Source organism: Rhizobium mesosinicum (assembly GCF_019511345.1).
In the GTDB taxonomy this organism is placed as follows: domain Bacteria; phylum Pseudomonadota; class Alphaproteobacteria; order Rhizobiales; family Rhizobiaceae; genus Rhizobium; species Rhizobium mesosinicum.
This window is the reverse complement of record NZ_JAEUAK010000013.1, coordinates 13,506-35,099: the sequence shown is the minus strand read 5'-3', so window position 1 is coordinate 35,099 and position 21,594 is coordinate 13,506. Positions and strand designations below refer to the sequence as shown.

Annotated in this window: 18 protein-coding genes and 1 riboswitch; of the genes, 4 read left to right on the top strand and 14 right to left on the bottom strand. The window is 61.1% G+C overall.

Annotated elements, in window-relative coordinates:
* Window positions 1-7: 7 nt before the first annotated feature.
* Genes JNB85_RS26065 through JNB85_RS26055 form a run of 3 tightly spaced genes read left to right on the top strand, consistent with a single transcriptional unit; the run spans window position 8 to window position 3,657 of the window.
* Window positions 8-541 (top strand): RidA family protein, encoded by a 534-nt coding sequence (locus JNB85_RS26065; RefSeq protein WP_220337324.1) that lies wholly within the window; start codon window positions 8-10, stop codon window positions 539-541.
* A gap of 51 nt (window positions 542-592) precedes the next feature.
* Window positions 593-1,789, top strand: a complete 1,197-nt coding sequence (locus JNB85_RS26060) for an aminotransferase class V-fold PLP-dependent enzyme (RefSeq protein WP_220337323.1) — start codon at window positions 593-595, stop codon at window positions 1,787-1,789.
* Window positions 1,790-1,821: 32 nt separating this feature from the next.
* Window positions 1,822-3,657, top strand: coding sequence for an ABC transporter ATP-binding protein (locus JNB85_RS26055; protein ID WP_220337322.1), 1,836 nt, complete (start codon window positions 1,822-1,824; stop codon window positions 3,655-3,657).
* A gap of 71 nt (window positions 3,658-3,728) precedes the next feature.
* Here the strand turns inward: JNB85_RS26055 and JNB85_RS26050 are convergent, their stop codons facing one another.
* On the bottom strand, window positions 3,729-3,926 hold the full coding sequence (locus JNB85_RS26050) for a hypothetical protein (RefSeq protein ID WP_112545346.1): 198 nt from the start codon (window positions 3,924-3,926) through the stop codon (window positions 3,729-3,731).
* 231 nt (window positions 3,927-4,157) lie between these two features.
* Here JNB85_RS26050 and JNB85_RS26045 point away from each other — a divergent pair, with 231 nt between their 5' ends.
* Window positions 4,158-5,333: an adenylate/guanylate cyclase domain-containing protein gene (locus tag JNB85_RS26045; RefSeq protein WP_220337321.1), complete on the top strand. Its 1,176-nt coding sequence runs from the start codon at window positions 4,158-4,160 to the stop codon at window positions 5,331-5,333.
* Between the two features lie 156 nt (window positions 5,334-5,489).
* On the opposite strand, the gene atzF is transcribed toward JNB85_RS26045, so the two are convergent.
* The 13 genes from atzF to JNB85_RS25980 form a co-directional block, all read right to left on the bottom strand.
* A complete protein-coding gene (gene atzF / locus JNB85_RS26040; protein WP_220337320.1) occupies window positions 5,490-7,295 on the bottom strand; it encodes an allophanate hydrolase in 1,806 nt (601 codons plus the stop codon).
* A 3-nt stretch (window positions 7,296-7,298) separates the two neighbouring features.
* Window positions 7,299-10,838, bottom strand: a complete 3,540-nt coding sequence (gene uca, locus JNB85_RS26035; RefSeq protein WP_220337319.1) for an urea carboxylase — start codon at window positions 10,836-10,838, stop codon at window positions 7,299-7,301.
* Between the two features lie 2 nt (window positions 10,839-10,840).
* Window positions 10,841-11,491, bottom strand: a complete 651-nt coding sequence (locus tag JNB85_RS26030; protein WP_220337318.1) for an urea amidolyase associated protein UAAP2 — start codon at window positions 11,489-11,491, stop codon at window positions 10,841-10,843.
* Window positions 11,492-11,501: 10 nt separating this feature from the next.
* On the bottom strand, window positions 11,502-12,323 hold the full coding sequence (locus JNB85_RS26025; protein WP_220337317.1) for an urea amidolyase associated protein UAAP1: 822 nt from the start codon (window positions 12,321-12,323) through the stop codon (window positions 11,502-11,504).
* Window positions 12,320-13,144, bottom strand: a complete 825-nt coding sequence (locus JNB85_RS26020; protein WP_220337316.1) for an ABC transporter ATP-binding protein — start codon at window positions 13,142-13,144, stop codon at window positions 12,320-12,322. Before JNB85_RS26020 ends, JNB85_RS26025 begins: the two co-directional genes overlap by 4 nt.
* Window positions 13,141-13,959 (bottom strand): ABC transporter permease, encoded by an 819-nt coding sequence (locus tag JNB85_RS26015; protein WP_220337315.1) that lies wholly within the window; start codon window positions 13,957-13,959, stop codon window positions 13,141-13,143. The genes JNB85_RS26020 and JNB85_RS26015 overlap by 4 nt, the downstream gene beginning before the upstream one ends.
* Before the next feature lie 57 nt (window positions 13,960-14,016).
* Complete coding sequence (locus JNB85_RS26010; RefSeq protein ID WP_220337314.1) at window positions 14,017-15,090, bottom strand: putative urea ABC transporter substrate-binding protein; 1,074 nt, start codon at window positions 15,088-15,090, stop codon at window positions 14,017-14,019.
* Window positions 15,091-15,164: 74 nt separating this feature from the next.
* A riboswitch (guanidine-I (ykkC/yxkD leader) is annotated at window positions 15,165-15,276 on the bottom strand.
* 286 nt (window positions 15,277-15,562) lie between these two features.
* A complete protein-coding gene (locus tag JNB85_RS26005) occupies window positions 15,563-15,880 on the bottom strand; it encodes a hypothetical protein (protein ID WP_220337313.1) in 318 nt (105 codons plus the stop codon).
* Window positions 15,881-16,137: 257 nt separating this feature from the next.
* The gene (locus JNB85_RS26000; RefSeq protein WP_220337312.1) at window positions 16,138-16,542 is read right to left on the bottom strand and encodes a GFA family protein; all 405 of its coding nucleotides are present in this window, start codon (window positions 16,540-16,542) and stop codon (window positions 16,138-16,140) included.
* A 195-nt stretch (window positions 16,543-16,737) separates the two neighbouring features.
* A complete protein-coding gene (locus JNB85_RS25995; protein ID WP_220337422.1) occupies window positions 16,738-18,303 on the bottom strand; it encodes a gamma-glutamyltransferase family protein in 1,566 nt (521 codons plus the stop codon).
* A 72-nt stretch (window positions 18,304-18,375) separates the two neighbouring features.
* Window positions 18,376-19,857: an FGGY-family carbohydrate kinase gene (locus JNB85_RS25990; RefSeq protein WP_220337311.1), complete on the bottom strand. Its 1,482-nt coding sequence runs from the start codon at window positions 19,855-19,857 to the stop codon at window positions 18,376-18,378.
* 15 nt (window positions 19,858-19,872) lie between these two features.
* Window positions 19,873-20,673, bottom strand: a complete 801-nt coding sequence (locus tag JNB85_RS25985; RefSeq protein WP_220337310.1) for a BtpA family protein — start codon at window positions 20,671-20,673, stop codon at window positions 19,873-19,875.
* A 68-nt stretch (window positions 20,674-20,741) separates the two neighbouring features.
* Window positions 20,742-21,593 (bottom strand): DeoR/GlpR family DNA-binding transcription regulator, encoded by an 852-nt coding sequence (locus tag JNB85_RS25980; RefSeq protein WP_220337309.1) that lies wholly within the window; start codon window positions 21,591-21,593, stop codon window positions 20,742-20,744.
* Window position 21,594 lies beyond the last annotated feature (1 nt).

Here is a 21,594-nt window from a genome sequence, read left to right as displayed (position 1 = left end):
GAATCGCATGATAGGAGTTTGCGTGAACCAGTCTCCCGCCACCGCCGGCCCGCCCGTTACCGCAGTTCAACCCAGCGCAACGCCCTATGAGCGACTATCAGCGCTTGGCATAGAACTTCCTGCCCCACCGCCGCCAATCGCCAATTTCGTTACCCATGTGCAGGAGGGCAACATGCTTTACCTGTCGGGGCAGGGGCCGCGCGAGGCTGATGGATTCATGCATGTCGGCAAGGTCGGCGACGAGGTCGGCGTCGAAGCCGCCTATGCACATGCAAAACTTACCGGCATCAATCTGCTTTCCGTCATGCATGATGCGCTCGGCGATCTCAGCCGCGTCAAGCGTGTCGTCAAACTGCTCGGCATGGTCAATGCCGTGCCGTATTTCGTCGACCATCCCTCGGTCATCAACGGCTGCTCGGACCTCCTTATCGATGTCTTCGGCGAAGAGGTTGGACAACATGCCCGCTCGGCCGTCGGCTTCGGATCGCTACCGGGCAATATCACCGTTGAAATCGAGGCGATCGTCGCGCTCAGGGATTAATGAGGATGCGCATGATTGTTCCGGCCCAACAGATTGAAATTGGAGACACCCATGTCTGAGGACATCCGCACATCGATCGGCCTTCGCCCGGTCATCAACGTTTCCGGCACGATGACCAGCCTCGGCGCTTCGATCGTCGTTCCCGAGGCGATTGCCGCCATGTCGTCGATCCTGCCGCAGTTCGTCGAAATCAACGATTTGCAGCGCAAGGCGAGTGCCGTCATTGCCCGATTGACCGGCGGCGAGGCGGGTTTCGTCACCGCCTCCTGCTCGGCCGGCATATCGCTCGCTGTCGCGGGCGCGATCACGGGCAATAATCTTCTCGCCATTGAGAAGCTGCCCGATGTCGTTCCGGAGAAGAATGAAGTCCTTGTCCAGATGGGCCACGTCGTCAGCTATGGCGCGCCGGTCGATCAGGCGATCCGCCTTGCCGGCGGCAAGGTGGTGCTGGTCGGTCAGGCAACCTCCACGCATCGTTTCCACATGGAGCATGCGATTACCGAAAAGACGGCGGCTGCCGTCTATGTCGTTTCGCACCATGTCGTGGATTATGGTCTGCTGAACCTCAAGGAATTCGTCGAGATCGCTCATGCCAGGGGTGTTCCCGTCATCGTCGATGCTGCCTCGGAATATGATCTCAAGATCTTCCTGGAACAGGGGGCCGATGTGGTGCTCTATTCCGGCCATAAGTTCCTGGGCGGTCCGACTTCGGGCATCGTTGCCGGCAAGAAGGAATTGGTGCGCAACGCCTTCCTCCAGAACATGGGCGTCGGCCGCGGCATGAAGGTCGGCAAGGAAAGCATCTTCGGCGTCATGGCAGCACTTGAGGCCTGGGAAAGGCGGGACCATGCCGGCATCCGTGAGCGTGAAACAAGCTATCTCAACCTCTGGAAACAGACACTCGATGGCCGCCCCGGCGTAACTGCATTGATCGAGCCGGATCCGACCAACAACCCGCTCGATCGCATGCGCGTGATCATCGATACCGAAGAAGCGCATATCACCGCCTGGGATCTCGCCGACGCGCTCGGCGGTGGTTCTCCGCCGATCATCGTGCGCGACCATGAGGTCGAGCACCGCTACTTCTATCTTGATCCCTGCAATCTGCATCCGGGCCAGGAGAAGATCGTTGCCAGTCGTCTGGCTGAAGAGCTCGACAAGGCACGTGCCTCCAACGAGATCATCGCGACGCCGATCGAAAACCGCAGCAAGCGTCGCTTCGAAGGCGTTCTAAAGTGGCCGGACTGATCAGAATATCAGGATAAACTAAGGAAGCGATCATGACAGGCATCCAAGCACAATCCATCGCAACGGCAGAGCCCGTTCTCTCCGTCCAAAAGCTGACGACATCATTTCTGGTCGATGGCGCCTGGAAGCCCGTCGTTCGCAATGTCTCCTTCGATGTCGCTCCGGGCGAAACGGTTGCCATTGTCGGTGAGAGTGGCTCCGGCAAGAGCGTAACCTCGCTGTCGATCATGCGGCTGCTGCAGGCAGATTCCAGCCGTATCGAAGGCAGGATCATGCTTGGCGGGCGTGATCTACTCGCCCTGCCCGAGGACCAGATGCGCAAGGTCCGCGGCAATGACGTTGCGATGATCTTCCAGGAGCCGATGACGAGCCTCAATCCGCTCTTCACGATCGGCGACCAGATTTCCGAGGCGTTGCTCTGCCATCGGTCGATGTCGAAGGCCGAAGCCCGCGCCGAGACGATCCGCTTGCTCGAAAAGGTGCGAATTCCATCGGCTACCTCGCGCTTTAACGAATACCCCCATCGCTTTTCCGGCGGCATGCGCCAGCGCGTGATGATCGCCATGGCGCTTGCCTCACGGCCGAAGCTTTTGATCGCCGATGAGCCGACGACGGCGCTCGATGTGACGATCCAGGGCCAGATCCTCGATCTGATCAAAATGCTGCAGGAGGAAGAGGGGACCTCGGTTCTCTTTATCACACATGACATGGGTGTCGTGGCAGAGATCGCCGACCGGACCGTCGTCATGTATCGCGGCGAACAGGTGGAGACCGGAGCGACCGCCGATATCTTCCATCGCGGCAAACATCCCTATACCAGAGCGCTTCTGTCGGCGGTGCCGGTGCTCGGTTCCATGCAGGGTTACGAGCGGCCGCTGCGCTTTCCTGTCGTCAATACAGCAACGGGAGAATCGGACATTCCGGTCGAGACGGCCGATACGGTCGCTGCGGCCACCCGTCCGGTGCTCGAGGTCAGGAACCTCACCAAACGCTTCGACATTCATTCCGGCATGTTCGGCAAGCTGACCGGCCGCGTCCATGCGGTCGAAAACGTCTCCTTTGACCTTCATGCCGGCGAGACACTGTCGCTCGTCGGCGAGTCCGGCTGCGGCAAGTCCACGACTGGGCGTGCAATCATGCGTTTGATCGATGCCCAGAGTGGTTCCGTCATCGCCGACGGCAAGGATGTGCTGGCGCTCGATAAGGCGGGCATGCGCGAGGTGCGCAAGACCGTGCAGATGATCTTCCAGGATCCCTTTGCCAGCCTCAATCCGCGCATTCGGGTCGGCGACGCCATTGCCGAGCCTTATCTGGAACACAGAATGGGAACGGCAAAACAGGCAAAGGAACGCGTCGCAGACCTTCTCGTCAAGGTCGGCCTGACGCCCGACATGGCCTCACGCTTCCCGCATGAATTCTCCGGTGGGCAACGTCAGCGCATATGCATTGCGCGTGCGCTTGCATTGGAACCCAAGGTCATCGTAGCAGATGAAAGCGTGTCGGCTCTCGACGTGTCGATCAAGGCGCAGGTCATCAATCTGATGCTGGACTTGCAGCAGAGCCTCAATCTTGCGTTTCTGTTTATCTCACACGACATGGCCGTCGTCGAACGCGTCAGCCATCGTGTTGCGGTCATGTATCTCGGCGAAATCGTCGAAATCGGCCCGCGGGCGGCCGTGTTCGGCAACCCACAGCATGCCTACACCAGAAAGCTGATGGCGGCAGTGCCGGTTCCCGACCCTGATCGCCGCCGCGAGAAGCGGGCTGTCGCCAATGATGAGATCAAGAGCCCCATCCGCCCAATCGACTACAGTATCAAACCGCTCGAATATCGCGAGATATCGCCGGGACATCTGGTCGCCCTCTGATGACCCCTGTCAGCCGTAGCTGCTAGGGTTCATCGCTGCCACGGTCTGCAAACTGTCGGCGCCGGGAGCGCTTAGTGCTTGGTATCGTCGGCTCGAAGCTGGTCGATCGCGTCAAGCGCTTCGTCCGCCGTCCAACCGGCGCGCAATGCCGCGGCAACGAGCCGAACCTCCGCCTCCATTTCAAGCCTTAAGTATAGCCCCTCCAAGGCTTCCTTGGCCGTAACCACGTGATCGTCATGCGGCACAACTTCAGCAATCCGTGCGGTCATAGACACATTCCTTTCCTTCCTCGAAGTGGGGTTGTGCTTCTTGTTAGAGCGATAACAGGTTTTTGTGCGTCCCAGAGGGAAGATACGCAGCAGCGCCGATTTTGTTCCATCGACCATTGCGAGCGTTGAAGATTTGCAACGGCGCTTGTCTGCCGCCGCGATGGACGGCGGACGAAATTGCGGTAGAACGACAGACCTCCATCAAATCCGGAGGCCAGAGGGACCGTGACAATGCCGCGCTTGCAAGACCTGATAGACTGGATCATTGCCGAAGGACTATCTGCGGATACCATTGAGACGCTTTTGCTGGGCGTTGCGAAACGACTGACGGATCTCGGATGTCCAATCCTTCGTGCATCGATCGCGATGCCGTCGATCGATCCTCTGCAGCGGGGAATTTCGGTTGCCTGGTATCGTTCTTCCGGTTTCTCGACAGAGGTTCAAGGGCATGATGAAGCGGGTCAGGAATTGTTCCGGCGCTCCCCCATCTCCTACCTCCTGGAAAACAATCAGCAATATGCGCGTTGGCGGTTGCCGCCGGGACCGGATGCTCCGCGGATTCCACTCCTGACCGAGCTGGCGGAACTCGGAGCTACCGATTATCTGATGAGGCTTGTTCCATTCCCCGGCGATACGAGATTGGCGGGCGTCAGTTTCTCAATCGCCGTGGATGATCCCGATGGCTTTTCGAATAGTCTGATTGCCGATCTGGAGAGGTTGGTGCCGGCGCTCTCACTCGCCTGTTGCCGCATCGCGACGACGCGGATTGCGAGAGATGTCCTTGCTGTCTATACGGGCACAAGAACCAGCGAAAATATCCTCAGCGGTCATATCAGGCGCGGCGACGGTACGGCGGTCTATGCCGCGATCCTTCTTGCCGATCTCAAGAACTTTACGTCGCTCAATGAAAAGCATCGGCCCGAACGCATCGTCGCCTGGCTCAACGAGCACTTCGAAGCTATCGGCGCTCCGGTCGAACAGGAAGGCGGCGAGATCCTGAAGTTCATGGGCGACAGTCTGCTTGCCATCTTCCCTGCCGATATCGACAACCCGGCCGAGGCATGCGGCCGCGCTCTGTCGGCGGCACGAGCGGCCATATACGCCAATGCTGACGTCAATCGCAGGCGAGCGGAAGCGGGAGAGCCGGCGCTTCTCGTCGATATCGTCCTTCACGTCGGTGAAGTGTTCTACGGGAACGTCGGCGCGGCCCGCCGTCTTGATTTCACCGCCATCGGCAGAGCGGTCAACGAGGCGGCGCGCATGGAGAGGCTGGCGGACGATATCGGCCACAGCCTGCTGGCATCCGCCGATTTCGTCTTGCAGGCGCCAGGCCGTTTCGAGAAAGCCGGCATATTTCCGCTCAAAGGTGTTGCTCGTCCTGCCGCAATTTACGGTTGGCCCGATTGATATTGGGCTCGGCCATCCGGTTCTGCGCGACCGCCGGAAGGCGGTCGATCATCATTGCGATCGGTGGAATGTATCGGTTGTGCATGTAGCGCGCTCGCGCGCGCCACCAGTCCATTCATCAGCAGCCAAAGTATGAATCTCACCGCCGCCCCCGGTTCAGACAACAGATATGCTGCGCATATAGCCCCGCCAGCCGCCGAGTGCCGTGATCTCTTCTGCGTCCTTTACCGCATGGGCTTCGCAGAGGAAGCACGATACGCTGGAGCCATCCTCGAGCGTGACCTTGCCGATGCCGAGCGGGGCAGGGATCTTGGCAACGAAACGGCCGAAGCCCTCCGGTGGCAGCGCCCAGACCTCAATCTCCAGTCCATGCCCGTCATATCCCGGTTCGCGGAGGAGGCCGGGCTTCTGCGGGATGGTATTCGGGAGCAGGAAGAGGCGGTAATCACCTGCGGTGCGGCACGTCCTTACAAACTTGCCGCCCAATGTCGTCAGCTCATGATTGAGAGGCATGCCGGTCAGATGCGCGCCGACCACGGCGATGTCGATGGTATCGTCTGTCAGCGAGGCGACACGGCTCTCCTCGGGAATAGCCGCAGCGCGGTCGACACCCATCCCGGCTGCGGCTGCGCGATGCAGCGCATCGGCAAGAGGAGCCAGCGCATCGTCGGTGAAGGCTGGCGCAACGAGTGTCACGCCACCCGGCAGGCCATTGGCGCCGAAGCCGGCGGGAATGGCGATCGCCGCGCAATCGAGCAGATTGACGAAGTTCGTGTAGCGACCGAGCCGGCCGTTGAGCACGATGGGGTCGGCGAGCATATCTGCAACCTTATAAGTCGTCGGTGCTGTCGGCAGCAGCAATAGATCGGCCTTTGCCCATTCCTCTTCCGTTTTGCGCCTGAGATCTTCGAGCTTGTAACGGCCATTGAAGGCTTCGACGGCAGTCTTGCCTTTCGCGCCTTCGATGATCTTGCGAACCGTGGGATCGAAATCGGTGGCGTTACTCGACAGGAAATCTTCGACGGCCGCCAGGCGCTCGGCAACCCATGGGCCGTCATAGAGGAGAGAAGCCGCCTCACGGAAGGGCGCATAATCGAAGGGAACGATCGTCGCGCCGAGCGCTTCGGCCCGCTCGATTGCCTGATCGTAGAGGGCTTCAACGTTGGCATCGCCGAAGAACTCCCGCTCTGCGCCGTCGAGAACGCCGACGCGCAGGCCCGCGACCGGAAGGGAAGCCGGCTTGGCACGCCTGGAAAACGAGTCGGCCGCATCGAAGCCCTCGGCAACCTTGCGGATTGAGACGCCGTCGCCGACAGTCGCGGCAAAGATGGTGATGCAGTCGACACTCTTGCAGGCCGGTACGGCGCCCGTATTCGACAGCAGTCCTGGTGTCGGCTTGATGCCGACGAGATTATTGAAAGCGGCCGGCACGCGGCCCGAACCGGCCGTATCCGTGCCGAGCGCGAAGGTGGCGACGCCGGACGCCACCGTCACCGCTGAGCCGGAGCTCGAGCCGCCGGAGATGTAGTCGGCATCGAAGACCGATCGCGGCGCCCCGTGGGGTGAGCGCGTACCGTTGAGGCCGGTCGCGAACTGATCGAGATTGGTCTTGCCGATCACGATCGCACCTGCCGCCCGCAGCCGTGCAACGACAGTTGCGTCCTTCTCGGGATGATAGGCGAAAGCCGGGCAAGCGGCGGTGGTCGGCAGCCCCGCCACGTCGATATTGTCTTTCACCGCAAAGGGAATACCCCAGAGCGGCAGGCTGTTCGGCTTGGGGGCACGTTCCATCAGAGCTCGTGTTTCAGCCCGCAATGTATCCTCGGGCGTCGGCGTGATGAAGATTGCCGGATCCTTCGAGGCGGCACGACGTGTAATGACGGTTTCGATGACATCGAGCGGGCTTTGGCCGGCCTCATAGGCTGCGCGAAGGCTTGTCAGATCAAGAATGGTCGGCAGCATGAGTCAGCACTCCTCTAAAACAACAATGATATCGCCCGCTTTGACGTTTCGTCCGGGTCCGGCGCGCAGGTCGCGGACACGGCCCGGCGCATGCGCGGTAACGTTGATTTCCATTTTCATGGATTCGATGATGGCAAGCGTGTCGCCGGCCGCAACCGGTGCGCCCGGCTCGACCAGCAGTTTCCAGATATTGCCGGGTACGGCGCTGGCAATGCCGAAGCATCCCTCGGGAATATCTCCGTCCAGGCTTTCACCTGCGCCTTCGTCCGTGACAAAGCTGTCGAGGCCCGCCTCCTTCCAACGTTGGCGTTCGGCATCGAAGGCCGCCTGCTGGCTTGCCTTGAAGGTTCCGATCGAGGCGGCATTGACCCGCAACTCCCTCTCGTAAGCGGCATAGGAAAATTCCGTTTCCTCGATCCTCACAGGATAGCCGCCATATGGGAAAGCACTGCGCGCCTCCGTCAGCTCCTGGTGGCTGACGGGAAAGAAGCGGATCTGATCGAAGAAGTTCAGCAGCCAGGGCTTGCCCTTGGCAAAGACTGGTGTCTGCCGCCAGGTGTTCCACACTTGGATGGTGCGGCCGAAAAGCTGATAACCGCCGGGACCTTCCATGCCGTAGATGCACATATAGGCCCCGCCGATACCAACGGCATTTTCCGGCGTCCAGGTGCGGGCGGGATTGTATTTCGTCGTCACCAGCCTGTGGCGCGGATCGATCGGGGTCGCGACCGGTGCGCCAAGATAGACGTCACCGAGGCCGAGCACGAGATAGCTCGCATTGAAGACGACGTCGCGCACGGCCTGCTCATCCGCCAGCCCGTTGATACGGCGAATGAATTCGATATTGGACGGGCACCAGGGCGCATTCGGCCGCACGAGTTCCTGATACTTGCGCATGGCAAGTTCCGCATCCGGATCGTTCCAGGATAGCGGCAGATGTACGATGCGGCTTGGCACCTTGACGTCCTGGGCGGCCGGCAGGCTAGTCTCGATCTCAGCCAGCAGGCCGATTAGGCGTTTGCGGGTCAGGGTCGTGCCGTCATAATGGATCTGCAATGAGCGGATGCCGGGCGTGAGGTCGATGATGCCGGGCAGGCAGGCCTCGGATACGGCCTGCATCAAGAGGTGCACCCTCAGCCGCAGGGCGATATCAAGCGTCATCGGCCCGTACTCGACCAGCAGATTGTCATCGCCCTGACGGCGATAGACGACCGAGACCGGTCCATCCTCGCGTTTGCCGATAACAGGCGAGCCGGCTTCCTCCTTCGCCCGATGCACCACCGGACCGGCGATGGGATCTTCGGGCCGCGCGACGGGATGAAAGCGGATGCGATCACCCGGCTTGAACTGGCCCATCTTCCATTGTTCATCACGGGCGATCACCGCCGGGCAGACGAAACCGCCAAGGCTCGGCCCATCGGGGCCAAGAATGATCGGCATGTCGCCGGTGAAATCGATCGCGCCAATCGCATAGGCATTGTCATGGAGGTTGGAAGGGTGGAGACCAGCCTCGCCGCCATCGCTGCGAGCCCATTTCGGTGCCGGGCCGATCAGGCGCACGCCGGTGCGGGCGCTGTTGAAATGTACCTCGTAGCTCGTTGAAAACAGGGCCCGGATATCGCCATCCCGAAAGAAATCGGGTGCGCCATGCGGACCATAGACGACACCGACGTCCCAATCGCGCGTCAGATCCGCCGGCTCTGTCGCCGGCTTCGGCGGCTGGGCTGCGGCCTGACGGGCAAGATGCAGCACATGTCCTGTCTTCAGCGCACCGGTGGCGTTGCCGCCGAACTGACCAAGCCCGAAGGTGGCGCGTGAGCCGAGCACGACAGGAGCGGCAAACCCGCCTGCCACAGCAAGGTAGGCCCGCTGCCCCGGACCATCGATGCTACCGATCGAAAGGGTTTGACCGGCGCGAATGGTGGCCGGCTCATCATGCGGCAGTCTTACGCCATCGACACTCATCGCCATTCTGGCGCCGGCGAGTGCGATCACCGTGTCCGTATGGAATTTCAGTACCGGGCCGGACACCGTCAGCTCCAGCGCCGTAACTGTATCATCATTGCCGACGAGACGGTTGGCGTGACGGAAAGAGCGTTCGTCCATCGGACCGCTCGGTGGCACGCCGACATGCCAGAGACCAAGCCGGCCCGGCAGTTCCTGAATGCTCGACTGCGCGCCGGGTGCAATCACCTCGACGACATCGGGCAGGAAGGAGAAATCGCGCAGTGCCGTCGTTGCAACCTTGCCGCTGGCAAGAAGTTCGGAGCCGACAATGGCGCGAAGATAATGCAGATTGGTTTCGATGCCGGATAGCGATGTAATCCTAAGCGCTGCCTTCAGCTTTTCGATCGCCGCCGGACGGTCCTCGGCGGAAACGATGATCTTGGCCAGCATCGGATCATAGAAAGGCGTCACTTCGGTGCCGGTTTCGATCCACCCGTCGATGCGCACGTCGTCAGGAAAGACGACTTCTGTCAGCAGACCCGCGCTCGGGCGGAAATCCGCATGCGGCATCTCGGCATAGACGCGCACTTCGATCGCCGCTCCCTGAGGCCTCAAAGCTTCACTATCCGAGAGCACATCCTCGCCGGCAGCCTGGCGGATCATCCATTCAACAAGGTCGATGCCGAAGACGGCCTCGGTGACGGGATGTTCGACCTGCAGGCGGGTATTCACCTCGAGAAAGTAGAATTCCTCGCGGACCGGGTCATAGATGAACTCGACGGTACCGGCGGATTCATAGGAGACGGCAGCGCCGAGATCGACTGCAGCCTTGTGCAGACGGGCACGGGTTGCTGCCGAAAGGCCGGGGGCCGGAGTCTCCTCGACCACCTTCTGGTTCCGTCGCTGCAGCGAGCAATCGCGCTCGCTAAGCGCGATGACCTTGCCTTTGCCGTCGCCGAAAATCTGTACCTCGACATGCCGGGCCTCCGCCACAAAACGTTCGATATAGACGCGCGCATCGCCGAAGCTTGCCCGCGCGGTACGCTGCACGCTTTCGAACAAGGCCGTCAGGCCTTTCGGATCGGCGCAGAGCTGCATGCCGATGCCGCCGCCGCCGGCCGTGCTTTTCAGCATCACGGGATAGCCGATTGTCTCGGCCGCAGCGAGCGCTTCCTCGGCGCTCGAAAGTAAGCTGGTGCCGGGCAAAAGCGGCACGCCGCTCGCCTTGGCAAGGTCTCGCGCCGTATGTTTCAGGCCAAAGGAAGAGAGGTGTTCGGGGCGGGGACCGATGAAGGCGATGCCTTCGGCGGCAAGGCGTTTGGCAAAACCGATATTTTCCGACAGAAATCCATAGCCGGGATGCACTGCTTCGGCTCCTGTCGCCTTGCAGGCGGCAATGACGGCGTCAACATTGAGATAGCTTTCGCTGGCCGGTGCCGGCCCGAGGCGGACCGCTTCATCCGCCATCATGGCGGGCATGGCGAAGCGGTCGGCATCGGAGTAGACAGCGACAGAGGCAATGCCCATCCGCCTCAGTGTCTTGACGACGCGGACGGCGATTTCGCCCCGGTTGGCGATCAGGACTTTCTTGAACATGCTCAGTCCTCGCCATCCCAGATCAGCACGCGGATCGGCGTCGGGTCGAAGCCGTTGCAGGGGTTGTTGATCTGCGGGCAGTTGGAGATGACGCAGAGCACGTCCATCTCGGCGAGAAGTTCCACATAGTCTCCGGGTGCGGAAATGCCGTCGACGATCGTCATCTCGCCATTCGGCTTGATCGGCACATTCATGAAGAAATTGATATTCGGGACGATATCGCGCTTGCTCATGCCGTGCTTGCTGACTTCGAGCACGAAATTGTCGCGGCAGGCATGCAGGTATTTCGTACCGTGGCCGAAGCGCACCGTATTGCTCTCGCAGGAGCAGGCGCCGGCGGATGTGTCATGACGGCCGCAGCTGTCAGCCGTCATGGTCAGCATGACATTGCTTTCGTTCGACATGATCTTCGTGCCGACGCCGATATAGGCGGCGCCCTGCATGCGCATCGTATCCTGATTGGAATAGCGCTCGGAGAAATCATCGGCGCGGTAGAAGAGCGTGTCGATCGCCTGCTGGCCGAAACTGTCCTCGATGCGGATCGTCTGGCCCTTGCGCACGATGCCGGACCATGGGGCTTCCGCAGCGATGAAATGATCCTGAGCGGCATTGTGCAGGCTGCGGGCAGGGGAGGTCTGAATGAAATCGGACATCGGTTTCTCCTCAGGCCTGCATCAGGGCGTTGTTTTCGAAGCCGCGCACGGCTTCGGCGGTTGCTGTGCGGCAAAGATCATCCGTAGCCGGCATTGCTGCCTTGTAGCGGGTGATGACAATGGGCTTCGGCTGGTAGGCAGGATCGGGATCGAGCGGATGCGGACAATTGGAGAAGCCGACCAGCATGTCCATCTCGGCGCGCAGTTCCACATAATCGCCGCTGTTGGAACGTTTTCCCTGCCAGCCAAAGTTCCCGGCCTCGGCAAGGCGCACCGGCGCGAAGAGATTGAGGATGCCCGGAATATCGCGACGGTCGAGGCCGAGCTTGACGGCAACGAGGACGAGGTTGTCGCGGGTGTTACGGGTCTTTTCGCCGGGATATTTCGCCGCGTTCGAGGCTGCCGTCGAGCCTCCCATCAGGCAGTCATGGGCGCCGGAACTATCCTCTGTTATCGAGAACATGACGCGGCCCATGTCGGAGAAAATCAAGCGTCCCCTGCCGAGGGCCGTCGTCCACTGAACCTTGGCGGTGTCGACGAGATTGATCCGCTCGCTCGTATCATCGGCATTCCAGGCGACGAGCGCCACCGTGGAATTGCCCTCGGCCTGATCGACCCGGATCGCCTCGCCGCGCTGAAGTTTGGTTGACCAGTACCAGCCGCCGGGAATGGTTTCCTGATGGATGATCGCGGCGGCGTCGATCGCCGGCGCCGGCAGCTGACTTGCCCCGGGCAGCGCCTTAGGCGCGAATTCCAGGCCCTTCTTCTGATGCTCCTCGTAGCGCGCGCGATTGGCGGCGATCTCTTCCGGTGAGCGTCTCACATGCATCATAGCATCTCTCCTGACGGTGCCAGGTCGTCCCGGCCATGCCCCAGGGAAGCGACCGGGCCGTCCCGGTCGGGGCTGAAAATCGATGACTGGCCGGCGAGGCGCGGAGGCCAGATGGAAATATCCTTGGTAATGGTGGCGCCGTAGCGCTCCTTCTCTTCCGGACGGTCGCGACGGCGTTCAAAGGCGACGACGCGGCTCGCCAGTGTGAAGGCCTCGCGCATGTCATGCGTGACCATGACGACGGTCATCTGCGTTTCGTGCCAGAGCCGCTTCGTCAACGTGTGGATCTCTGCGCGGATGCCGGGGTCGAGTGCGCCGAAAGGCTCGTCGAGCAGCAGCACTTTTGGCTTCATGATGAGTGCTTGGGCGAGTGCCAGGCGCTGCTGCATGCCGCCGGAAAGCTGTGCTGGATATTTGCTCTCCGAACCTGCAAGCCCGACCTCTGAAATTAGTCGGCGCGCTTCGTCGATGGCGTCGCGGCGAGCTGCGCCGAAGAGCTTTGCCTTGTAGCGCGCGGCGGACAATTCCTTGCCGAGAAGCACGTTGCCGAGCACTGTCAGATGCGGAAAGACGGAATAGCGCTGGAAGACGACGCCGCGATCCGATCCCGGTTCCGGCGGTAGCGGCTCGCCGTCGAGCAGGATTTTGCCTTTCGTCGGTTGCTCCTGGCCGAGCAGCATGCGCAGGAAGGTGGTCTTGCCGCAGCCCGACGGGCCGACGAGGGCGACGAAGGCGCGGGAGGCGACGGTCAGCGACACGTCCTCCAACACGATCTGGTCGCCATATTCCTTCCAGACCTTTTCGATCTTCAATTCGCTCATGCCTGCTTCTCCAGTTCCGACCAGGGGAAGACGGCGATGCGCAGGCGATCGAGCAGTGCATTCATGACCACGGCAAGCAGCGTGATCCAGACGACGTAGGGGAAGATGATATCCATCGAGAGATAGCGGCGGACGAGGAAGATGCGGTAGCCGAGACCGGAATCCGAGGAGATCGCTTCGGCCGCAATAAGGAACAGCCAGGCCGGGCCGAGCTGGAGTCTCAGGCAGGTGATCAGCCGCGGCAGGACCTGCGGCAGCACGACGCGCAGGCCGATCTGCCAGGAGGAGCCGCCAAGCGTTTCGGCCTTGACGATCTGCTCGCGCGGCAGTTCCAGTGCCTTCAGTGCCAGGTCGCGGATCATCGTCGGCGCGACACCGATGACGATGAGGGCGATCTTCGACGTCTCTCCGAGCCCCATGACGATGAACAGAATCGGCAAAAGCGCAAGCGGCGGAACCATGGAGATCGCGGCAACAAACGGGGCAAGCAGCGCCCTCAGATAGGGCAGCATGCCGATCAGCATGCCAACTGCGAGCGCGATCGCAGTCGAGATGCCGAGGCCGGAGAGCAGGCGGATCAGGCTTGCCCCCGTATCCGACCAGAGCAGAAATTCGCCGGTCCGCTGGTCGGCGACGAAGGCCAGACGGTTGATCGCATCGGCAAAGCCGGCAAGGCTCGGCAGAAGCTTGTCATTGGCGTTCTCAGCCAGTCGCGCAGCCGAGCCGAAGGCATAGGCAAGGGCGAGCAGCACGAAGGGCAGCAGCATCAAGGCAAACTGCGCGCCTCGGCTCGGCCTCGTGTTGATCCAACGCATGGGAAATGCTCCGCTGGTGAAAGGACGGGGCGCGGCTAAGCCGCGCCGCCATTGCGATCAGAGCGAACCGTCGGCGGCTGCCTTCATGTAGGTCTCGGTGAAGCGCAGCTTCACATTGCCGGTATCACCCAACACCTTGCCATCAGGCATTTCGATGCCGATGACGTCAGCGGAGGGCGCGCCATTGCCGAGCAATCCCTTCTCAAACAGGAAGTTGCGCACCAGATCCATGGTCTTCGGCAGGCCGGGCGAGGCAGTGAAGGCAACTGCATCGGCTGGCTTGTCGAACAGCTTGGTGGCGGCAAGCTGGGCTTCGAAGCCTGCGAGATCGGTGCCCGAAGCCGAACCCATGGCCTCGCGGGCAGCTTTGCCTTCGGCGGTATCAGCACGCAACAGGGCTGCCGTCTCGTACCAGATGCCGGCCAGCGCCTTGCCGAAATTCGGATTGTCCTTCAGCACGCCGCTATTGGCGACCATCAGGTCGATGATTTCGCCCGGCACCTGCGAACTGTCGAAAACCTTTTTGGCGGTGGGATCTTCGAGAATGGTGGAGACCAAAGGGTTCCAGGTGACGACGGCGGTGACATCGGGCGTCTTGTAGGCCGCAACCATATCAGCATCCGACGTGTTGACCACCTTCACGTCACGCTCGGTTAGCTTGATGCTTTCGAGCGCGCGGGCGAGCAGATAGTGCGAGACGGAGAATTCGACGAGATTGACGTTCTGGCCTTTGATATCGGCAAGACCCGCCTTGTCTTTAAGGATAACGGCATCATTGCCGTTCGAGAAGTCGCCGACGATGACGGCGGTCGTATCGACACCGCCGGCAGCCGGGATCGACAGTCCATCCATGTTGGTCAGCGTCACCGCGTCGAAGGCGCCGGCCGTGTACTGGTTCATCGACTCCACGTAGTCGTTGAACTGCGTGACATCGATCTTGATGCCGTATTTGTCGGCCCATTTCTTAACGATGCCGTGGTCAGCCGCATAGCCCCATGGCATCCAGCCGACATAGATGGACCAGGCAACCTTGAATTCGGTCTTCTGCTCGGCCCTGCCGATAGAGCCAGATCCGAGCGCCAGCGAAGCGGAAAGCGCAGTTATGGAAAGGATTCTCGAAAAAGTCTGCATTGAAATTCCCCTTTTGCTTTTCTTCAAAAGGGATCGGCAATGACCATCGTGCCGCCAATCCCTTGGCTTACGAGGTCTCCCGGGCTTTTGTCCCGCCGTGCACCCGACAGGATTTCTCCCCCGTCGGTAGTAGCTCTCGGACCAGTCGCGCTTTTTACAAACGCCGGAACCCTAGCCACCAACTCTGCTTTTATCGAAGCAAGCGCTGTGCCAGATTATGAATGTGCTTGATTTTCAAAGATCGGCAGACGCCGAGCTTCGTTTTAGATGAAAAGTGCATACTCATGCCTAATTTATGGGCTGATCGTGGCTTTGTGTAAGCAGGGTGCATAAAACTGACGCGCTTCCACGACTGAGCATGGTGCCGTCATTCGTGCCAACGGGGTGATTTCTTTGGCGCCTGCACCGCTGGAAACAGTGATTGCCGCCTGGTTACGAAGCTAGGGCCGTGCCCAACTGGCGGTCTGACGATCTACGGAATATCTCTCGACTCCAATTCCGGGCAGCTTTCTTCGTTTCCGAACGTGATCTCCTTGCGATCTCCGTCAAGCGTCAGTCCCCTGAAGATCAGAACGTTGTCGTCGCGATAGACGATCTCGCTTCGGTAAATACCGGCGCGTATTGCTCTGTTCTTTGCCCGGCTGACGTTGCATTGGCCGATCGGCGGCGAGACATGCCAAGTGGACGTGCCTTGCGTATCGGTTTGCCAACCGGCAGCGGAAACAAGCATCGAACTGACGAGCAGAGCAAATGCCGACAGTAAAAGTTTGAGCGGCAATCGAGATTTCACGACGGTACTCCCAGGCAATTCAACTATCGATGCCGCTGCTATTATCTGAAATTGCTTGCCAGATCATCCGATGGTGCGCCGACCGGCTTTGACTTTTCAGGGAATGGTGAACAATCACGCTCATGATCGATGGGAGATGCCTCCCGGGGATTCATGTTTTAGGTGTCGTGCATGTGCCACGAAGCCGTGCCAGCAGTCGGCGATGAGCTCGATGCCGCTGATCCGCTTTCTTAAAGATCTGAAACAACCCGCCGTTCTCAATCCCGCGGCACGCCTGGAAGTGCCGCCGTTTCGCCGAACCAGTCGAGTGCGGAACTGCACCAGATCTGGCTCTTCGGCTTCAGCGCGACACGCTGGTTGATGCTGCCCCAGCGGATGCCCCAGCTAAGGGCGTCCTCGTCGACGCCCGTGGTGAAAAGCGGCGAGCCACATTCCGGGCAAAAGTACTGCAGGCGCTTGCGGCCGTTATCGGCGGTCTTGGTATAGAGTTTCGGTGGATTGCCTGTCAGGCGCACGGCCTCGCGCGGCACACTTGCGGTGACGCGATAGGGTGAGCCGGTCAGCCGCTGGCAATCCGTGCAATGGCAGATGGAGATCGCGTCGGGGTCGATGTCGGCCTCATAGGTAACGAAGCCGCAATGACATTGCCCGTCGATATTCATGAAGGCTGGTCCTCTCACCGCACGAACTTGACGGAAGGTAGCGGCTCGCTGCCCGGCGTCAATGTGCGGCTCGCGACCCGTGACAAGGCCAAGTCTCTGGCTTGCAGATCGTCCGGCGCTTACCAACATGTCCGGTCAAAGTGTTGGATTTGCCCGCCTCGGCGCTTTGAAGGCGTCTTGCGGACGCGTGGCCACTTAACTCCTGCCGTCGGAAGAGATCCCAATCGCAAATCCGTCGCCACGTGGATCATGGGCGCCAAGTGCCACGCCTTCCGCATCGATGGCAATCACGCCTGCCTGTCCTGCAAGCGGGCTCTGCGCCTCGATCGGAGACAGCGCGTGGCCTCGTGCCATCAATTCGGCAAACACCGCTTCACCGGCATCGCTTTCCAGCTTGAGGCTGTCGCGGCTGTCGGAAAAGGTCCTGCCGAGAAGAAAGCGCGGACCGGCCAGCGCCACAGCCGGCTCCTCCTCGAAATCGATCAGCCGCGTCAGCAGCATCGCCAGTGTCTGTGGCTGCCCATCGGCACCCTGCGTGCCGTAGAGCAGGGCGGGTTTGCCGTTTCGCAAGCCGAGGCCAGGGTTCAAGGTGTAGAATGGACGTTTACCGGGAGCGATGCCATTGACATGTTTGGGATCGGCCGAGAAAGCCGCACCGCGGTTCTGCCAGAGAATTCCGGTATCGCCGACGACCACGCCGCTGCCCCAATCGAAATAAGTGCTCTGCAAGACGCTGACGCTGCCCCCCGCTGCGTCGGTTGCGGCGAAGAACACGGTATCGCCGCTACGAAAGGGAGCCGGCCATTCGAGGGCTCTTACGGGATCGATCGAAGCTGCCGCCTGCGCGAGATGTTGCGTGCTCAGCCAGTCCCCCACCGGCTGCGGTGCGACATCGGGATCGGCAATGCCGCCACGGTCGAGAAAGGCGCGTTTGACGGCTTCGACGCAAAGATGCAGATGGTCGGCGCTGCCGGCCTTTTTGGCGGCGAGATCGAAATGGGCGAGAATGCCCATGATCGCCAGTGTCGACAGACCTTGTGTCGGCGGCGGCGGAGCAAGCAGCTCGAAGCCGCGATAGGGGAGGCTGAGTGGCGCTACTTCGCGCGTTCCGGTCGCCATGAGATCGCCGGCGGTTAATGGGGAGCCCGCCGCCTGAAGCCCTGCCGCGATCCTCGCGCCGAGTTCGCCGTCGTAGAAGGAGCGCGGTCCGTCGCGGGCGATCAGCGAAAGCGAGTGCGCCAAATTCCTCTGCCGAAACAGACTGCCGGTTTCAGGTGCTGCGCCATCCGGCATGAAGAGCGTTGCAAAACCCGGCCAGCCGGCCACTTCCGCCTGTCGGAATGTGAGCCAGAAGCTTTGCGAGCGCGTGACCGGAAATCCCTCTTCGGCGTGGCGGATCGCATCGGCAAGCAAGGTAGGGAAACCGATCTTTCCGCCCCAGTGCCGTGTGGAATAGTCGTATGCGTGGCGCCAGGCGTCGACGGCGCAGGCCGAAGTCAGTGCAGAAAGCGGTCCCCGCAGCGGAATGCTGCCGTCGAAATTCGGCAGTTCCCGCGCCGCCTGGCCGATGCCGAGAAAACATGTCCTCCGTCCACTGTGATCTGCAACGATCCAGACGGAATCGCCGCCGAGCCCGCAGAAATGCGGATAGACGACGGCAATCGTGCTGCCGATGGCGATGGCAGCCTCCAGCGCATTGCCGCCAGCTCGCAGGATCGCCGCGCCTGCCTCGCTCGCCAGCGCATGCGGAGACGTCACCATGCCGCTGCGTCCGGCTGCCTGTTTTCCGAAGTACCGGTCTGCCGGTGTCGCCATGTTTAAATCCCGCTGGATCTATGGTCTGTAAAGCGCGCGATAGTTTCGATAGCCCCGATCATAAACGGCAGCGTTGTCGGGGTTGGGGGTGATCCATTCACCCTGGCCGACAAAGGCTGTTACGCCGGACCAGTCCCCGGTGAGCCCAGCGCCGATCGCCGCCGCCCAGGCGACGCCGAGGCACGAGCCGGGATGGCCGGTGAGACCCTGCAGCGGTTGCTGCAGCACATCGGACACGATCTGCATCCAGATATGGCTCTGCGATCCTCCGTCCGAGACGATGAAACGCGTCGTCGGATGACCGATGTCGTTCAGGACGTCGATGTGATGACGCAGCGCATAGGCATAGGCCTCCAGCAGCGCCCGCCAAAGATGGCCAATATGGTGCGAGAGCGTCAGCCCGTCGATCAAGCCGCGTGCGCTGGCATCGTGGATCGGCGTCTTCTCGCCGAGGAAGTAGGGCAGGATCGTCAGCCCGTCCGCCCCGGCCGCGCACTCCGCGGCCAGCCGATCGAGATAGCGGTGCACCGATATTCCCTCCGCCTTTGCCGCGATCTCCTCGCGTCCGGCGAAGGTGCGGACGAACCAGTTAAGTCCCGAGCCGCCGGTCGACATGCAGCCGTTCGGCATATAGAGCCCCGGCACAAGATGATAATCGAGGAACATGCGCGGATCTGGCCGGGCGACATCCGTCGCTGTCAGGATATCCACCGCGCCGCCGAATTTCAGCAGCACGTCGCCCGCCTTGTTGATCCCCGCCCCGAAGGCCGAGGCGATCATGTCGGCTGCCCCACCGATAACAGCCGTTCCGGATGAAAGCCCCGTTGCCCTGGCGGCTTCACCGGTCACATGGCCAAGCACCTCGTGCGACACGGTCTTTTGAGGAATGGCGTCCCGCCGAACTCTGGCAAACGCTATCAATTCGTCGTCGAGCCTGCCGGTGTTGATATCGATGAAACCCGCTTCCAGTGCCCAGTTCTGCTCGATCGCCTTCGTTCCGGTCAGCTTCCAATTGATGAAATCATAGGAACCCATAACGCTTGCAATGTGCTCGAAGATCTCGGGCTCATGCCGGGCGATCCAGCGCAGCTTTGCCGTCACCAACTGCTGGTTGATGCCGTTTCCTGCTCTGCGGAGAAAATCCGCCTCATTCCACTCGGCCCTGAGCTCCTCGACCTCCTCGCCGCAACGCCCGTCGCTCTGCTGGATGCTGGGCCTCAGCACCTCGCCGGCGTCGTCAAGGAGCACAACGGCCGGCAGCATGCCGGTCACACCGACAGCCGCGATTTGCCGTGCCTCGATCCCACTCGTCGCGATCAGTTCCCTGGTAATCTCGCAGACATTCGCCCACCATTCCGCCGGGTCTTCTTCGGCCCATCCGTGCTGCGGCGAATGAAGCGTCGAAGGCCGCGAGGCAAGCCCCAGCACGCGGTTTGGCAGTTCGATCAAGATGCCGATGGTGGAGGTGGTGCCGATATCGAGGCCAAGCGTAATGGACATAAAGGTTCCCGTCGTTTAGCGCAGCTTGTCGACGATCTCCATGAAACGCCTTACCCGGTCGCCGTCGACGGGGTTCCAGGTATTGCCGTCCACCTTGAAATGCGTGCCGATGATGACGCCGCTGGCAACGCTCAGTATCTCGCGCACATTGTCTTTGTTGACGCCCGTATTGGCAAAGACCGGAACGTCCCGCACCGTCTCACAGACGCGCCTCAGGTCCGATTGATCGACTGCCTGCCCTGTCAGCGGTCCTGAAACCAGTATGGCATCGGCGAGCGACGAGAATACGGCGCTTTTTGCCCTGAGCTCAATCGGGCGCTGGTCTAACGAATGGGCAAATTCGGCGTTGATGTTAAAGAGCATCTTCATGTCATCGCGGCCGAGACTGTGCCGCAGCCGCGCTGCCTTGGCGCAATCGGGCTGCCAGACACCCATGTCAGAGGCGAACACCCCAGTGAATATCTCGCGAACGAAGCTCGCACCGGTTACCGCGCCGATCGCAACGCTTGCCGAAGGATCCCAGAGATAGTTCACGCCGAACGGCACGGTCAGATGCGGCTTCACCCGCTCGACGATCGAGGTCATCGCCGCCAGTCCCTCCGGCGGCGCCTGGAAGACGTAGGGCCGGTCGTTCTCGTTGCCGAACATGATGGCGTCGACACCGCCCACCTGCAGTTTCTCGACATCGGAAAGCACGTCGTCGACGAGCCTGTTCAGCCCGCCGGCAGCGTCATAGGCTGGCGAGCCGGGCAAGGCGCCGATATGCGCCATCGCGATGACCGCCTTCTTCTTGACGCCAAAAAAATCAAAGATCATGCGAGAACTCCTTGAAGCGCAATCGGATGGACGGGCATCCGCGGGGGACGGATGCGGGAGAGGGCAGATCAAAGCAGCGGCTGCTCCTCGGGCGCGATGCGCACCTGAACGCCGGCAGCAGCGAGCGCATCGGCAAGTTCGGCCGGCGGCATGGCATCAGTGATCAGCACGTCGAATTGCTGCAGTGGCGCAATATGCACCAGCGACATGCGCTTGAATTTGGTGGAATCGCAAAGCACCACCTTCTGCGTCGCGCGACGCAGATAGACCCGCTTCATATCGGTGTCCTCGAAGGAATAGTCATAGATTCCCTGCGCCGTGATCCCGGATACGCCGACGAAGGCAATGTCGAACCAAAGCTCCTCGAATTGCGCGACGGCCGATTGGCTGCTGATCGCCATTTCTTCGCCGCGCATGCGTCCGCCGGGCAAGTAGACCTCGCCGATGCCAGTGCCGAGCTGCATGGCGTTGCGCACGCTGTTGGTAAATATCTTCATATGCGGCTGGTTGAGCAGCAGACCGGAGAGCAGATAGGTCGTGGTGCCGACGTCCAGCGCCAGCGTGCGCGCGCCGGCAGCAATGCCTGCTGCTGCCATCGCGATAGCCCGCTTGGCGGTGGCATTGCGTGTCAGCCGGGATTCGAAGGTCGGCTCCTCGCGATCGACAACTTCACCGGCAATTGGCTCGAAAGCCTTGCCGCTGCGCACCGCGCCGCCATGCGTGCGCACCAGCCTGCCATCTTTTTCGAGTTCAATCAGGTCGCGGCGCACGGTCATTTCGGAAACGGCAAGCTGCGAGGCGATATCACTGACGGAGACCGCGCCTTTGCGTGCCAGCGTCTCCAGGATGCGCGCATGCCGCACATGGGCCAGAACCTTAGGCTTCTCCGCTGCGGCGACCATCTGCTGTTCCGCGTCCATG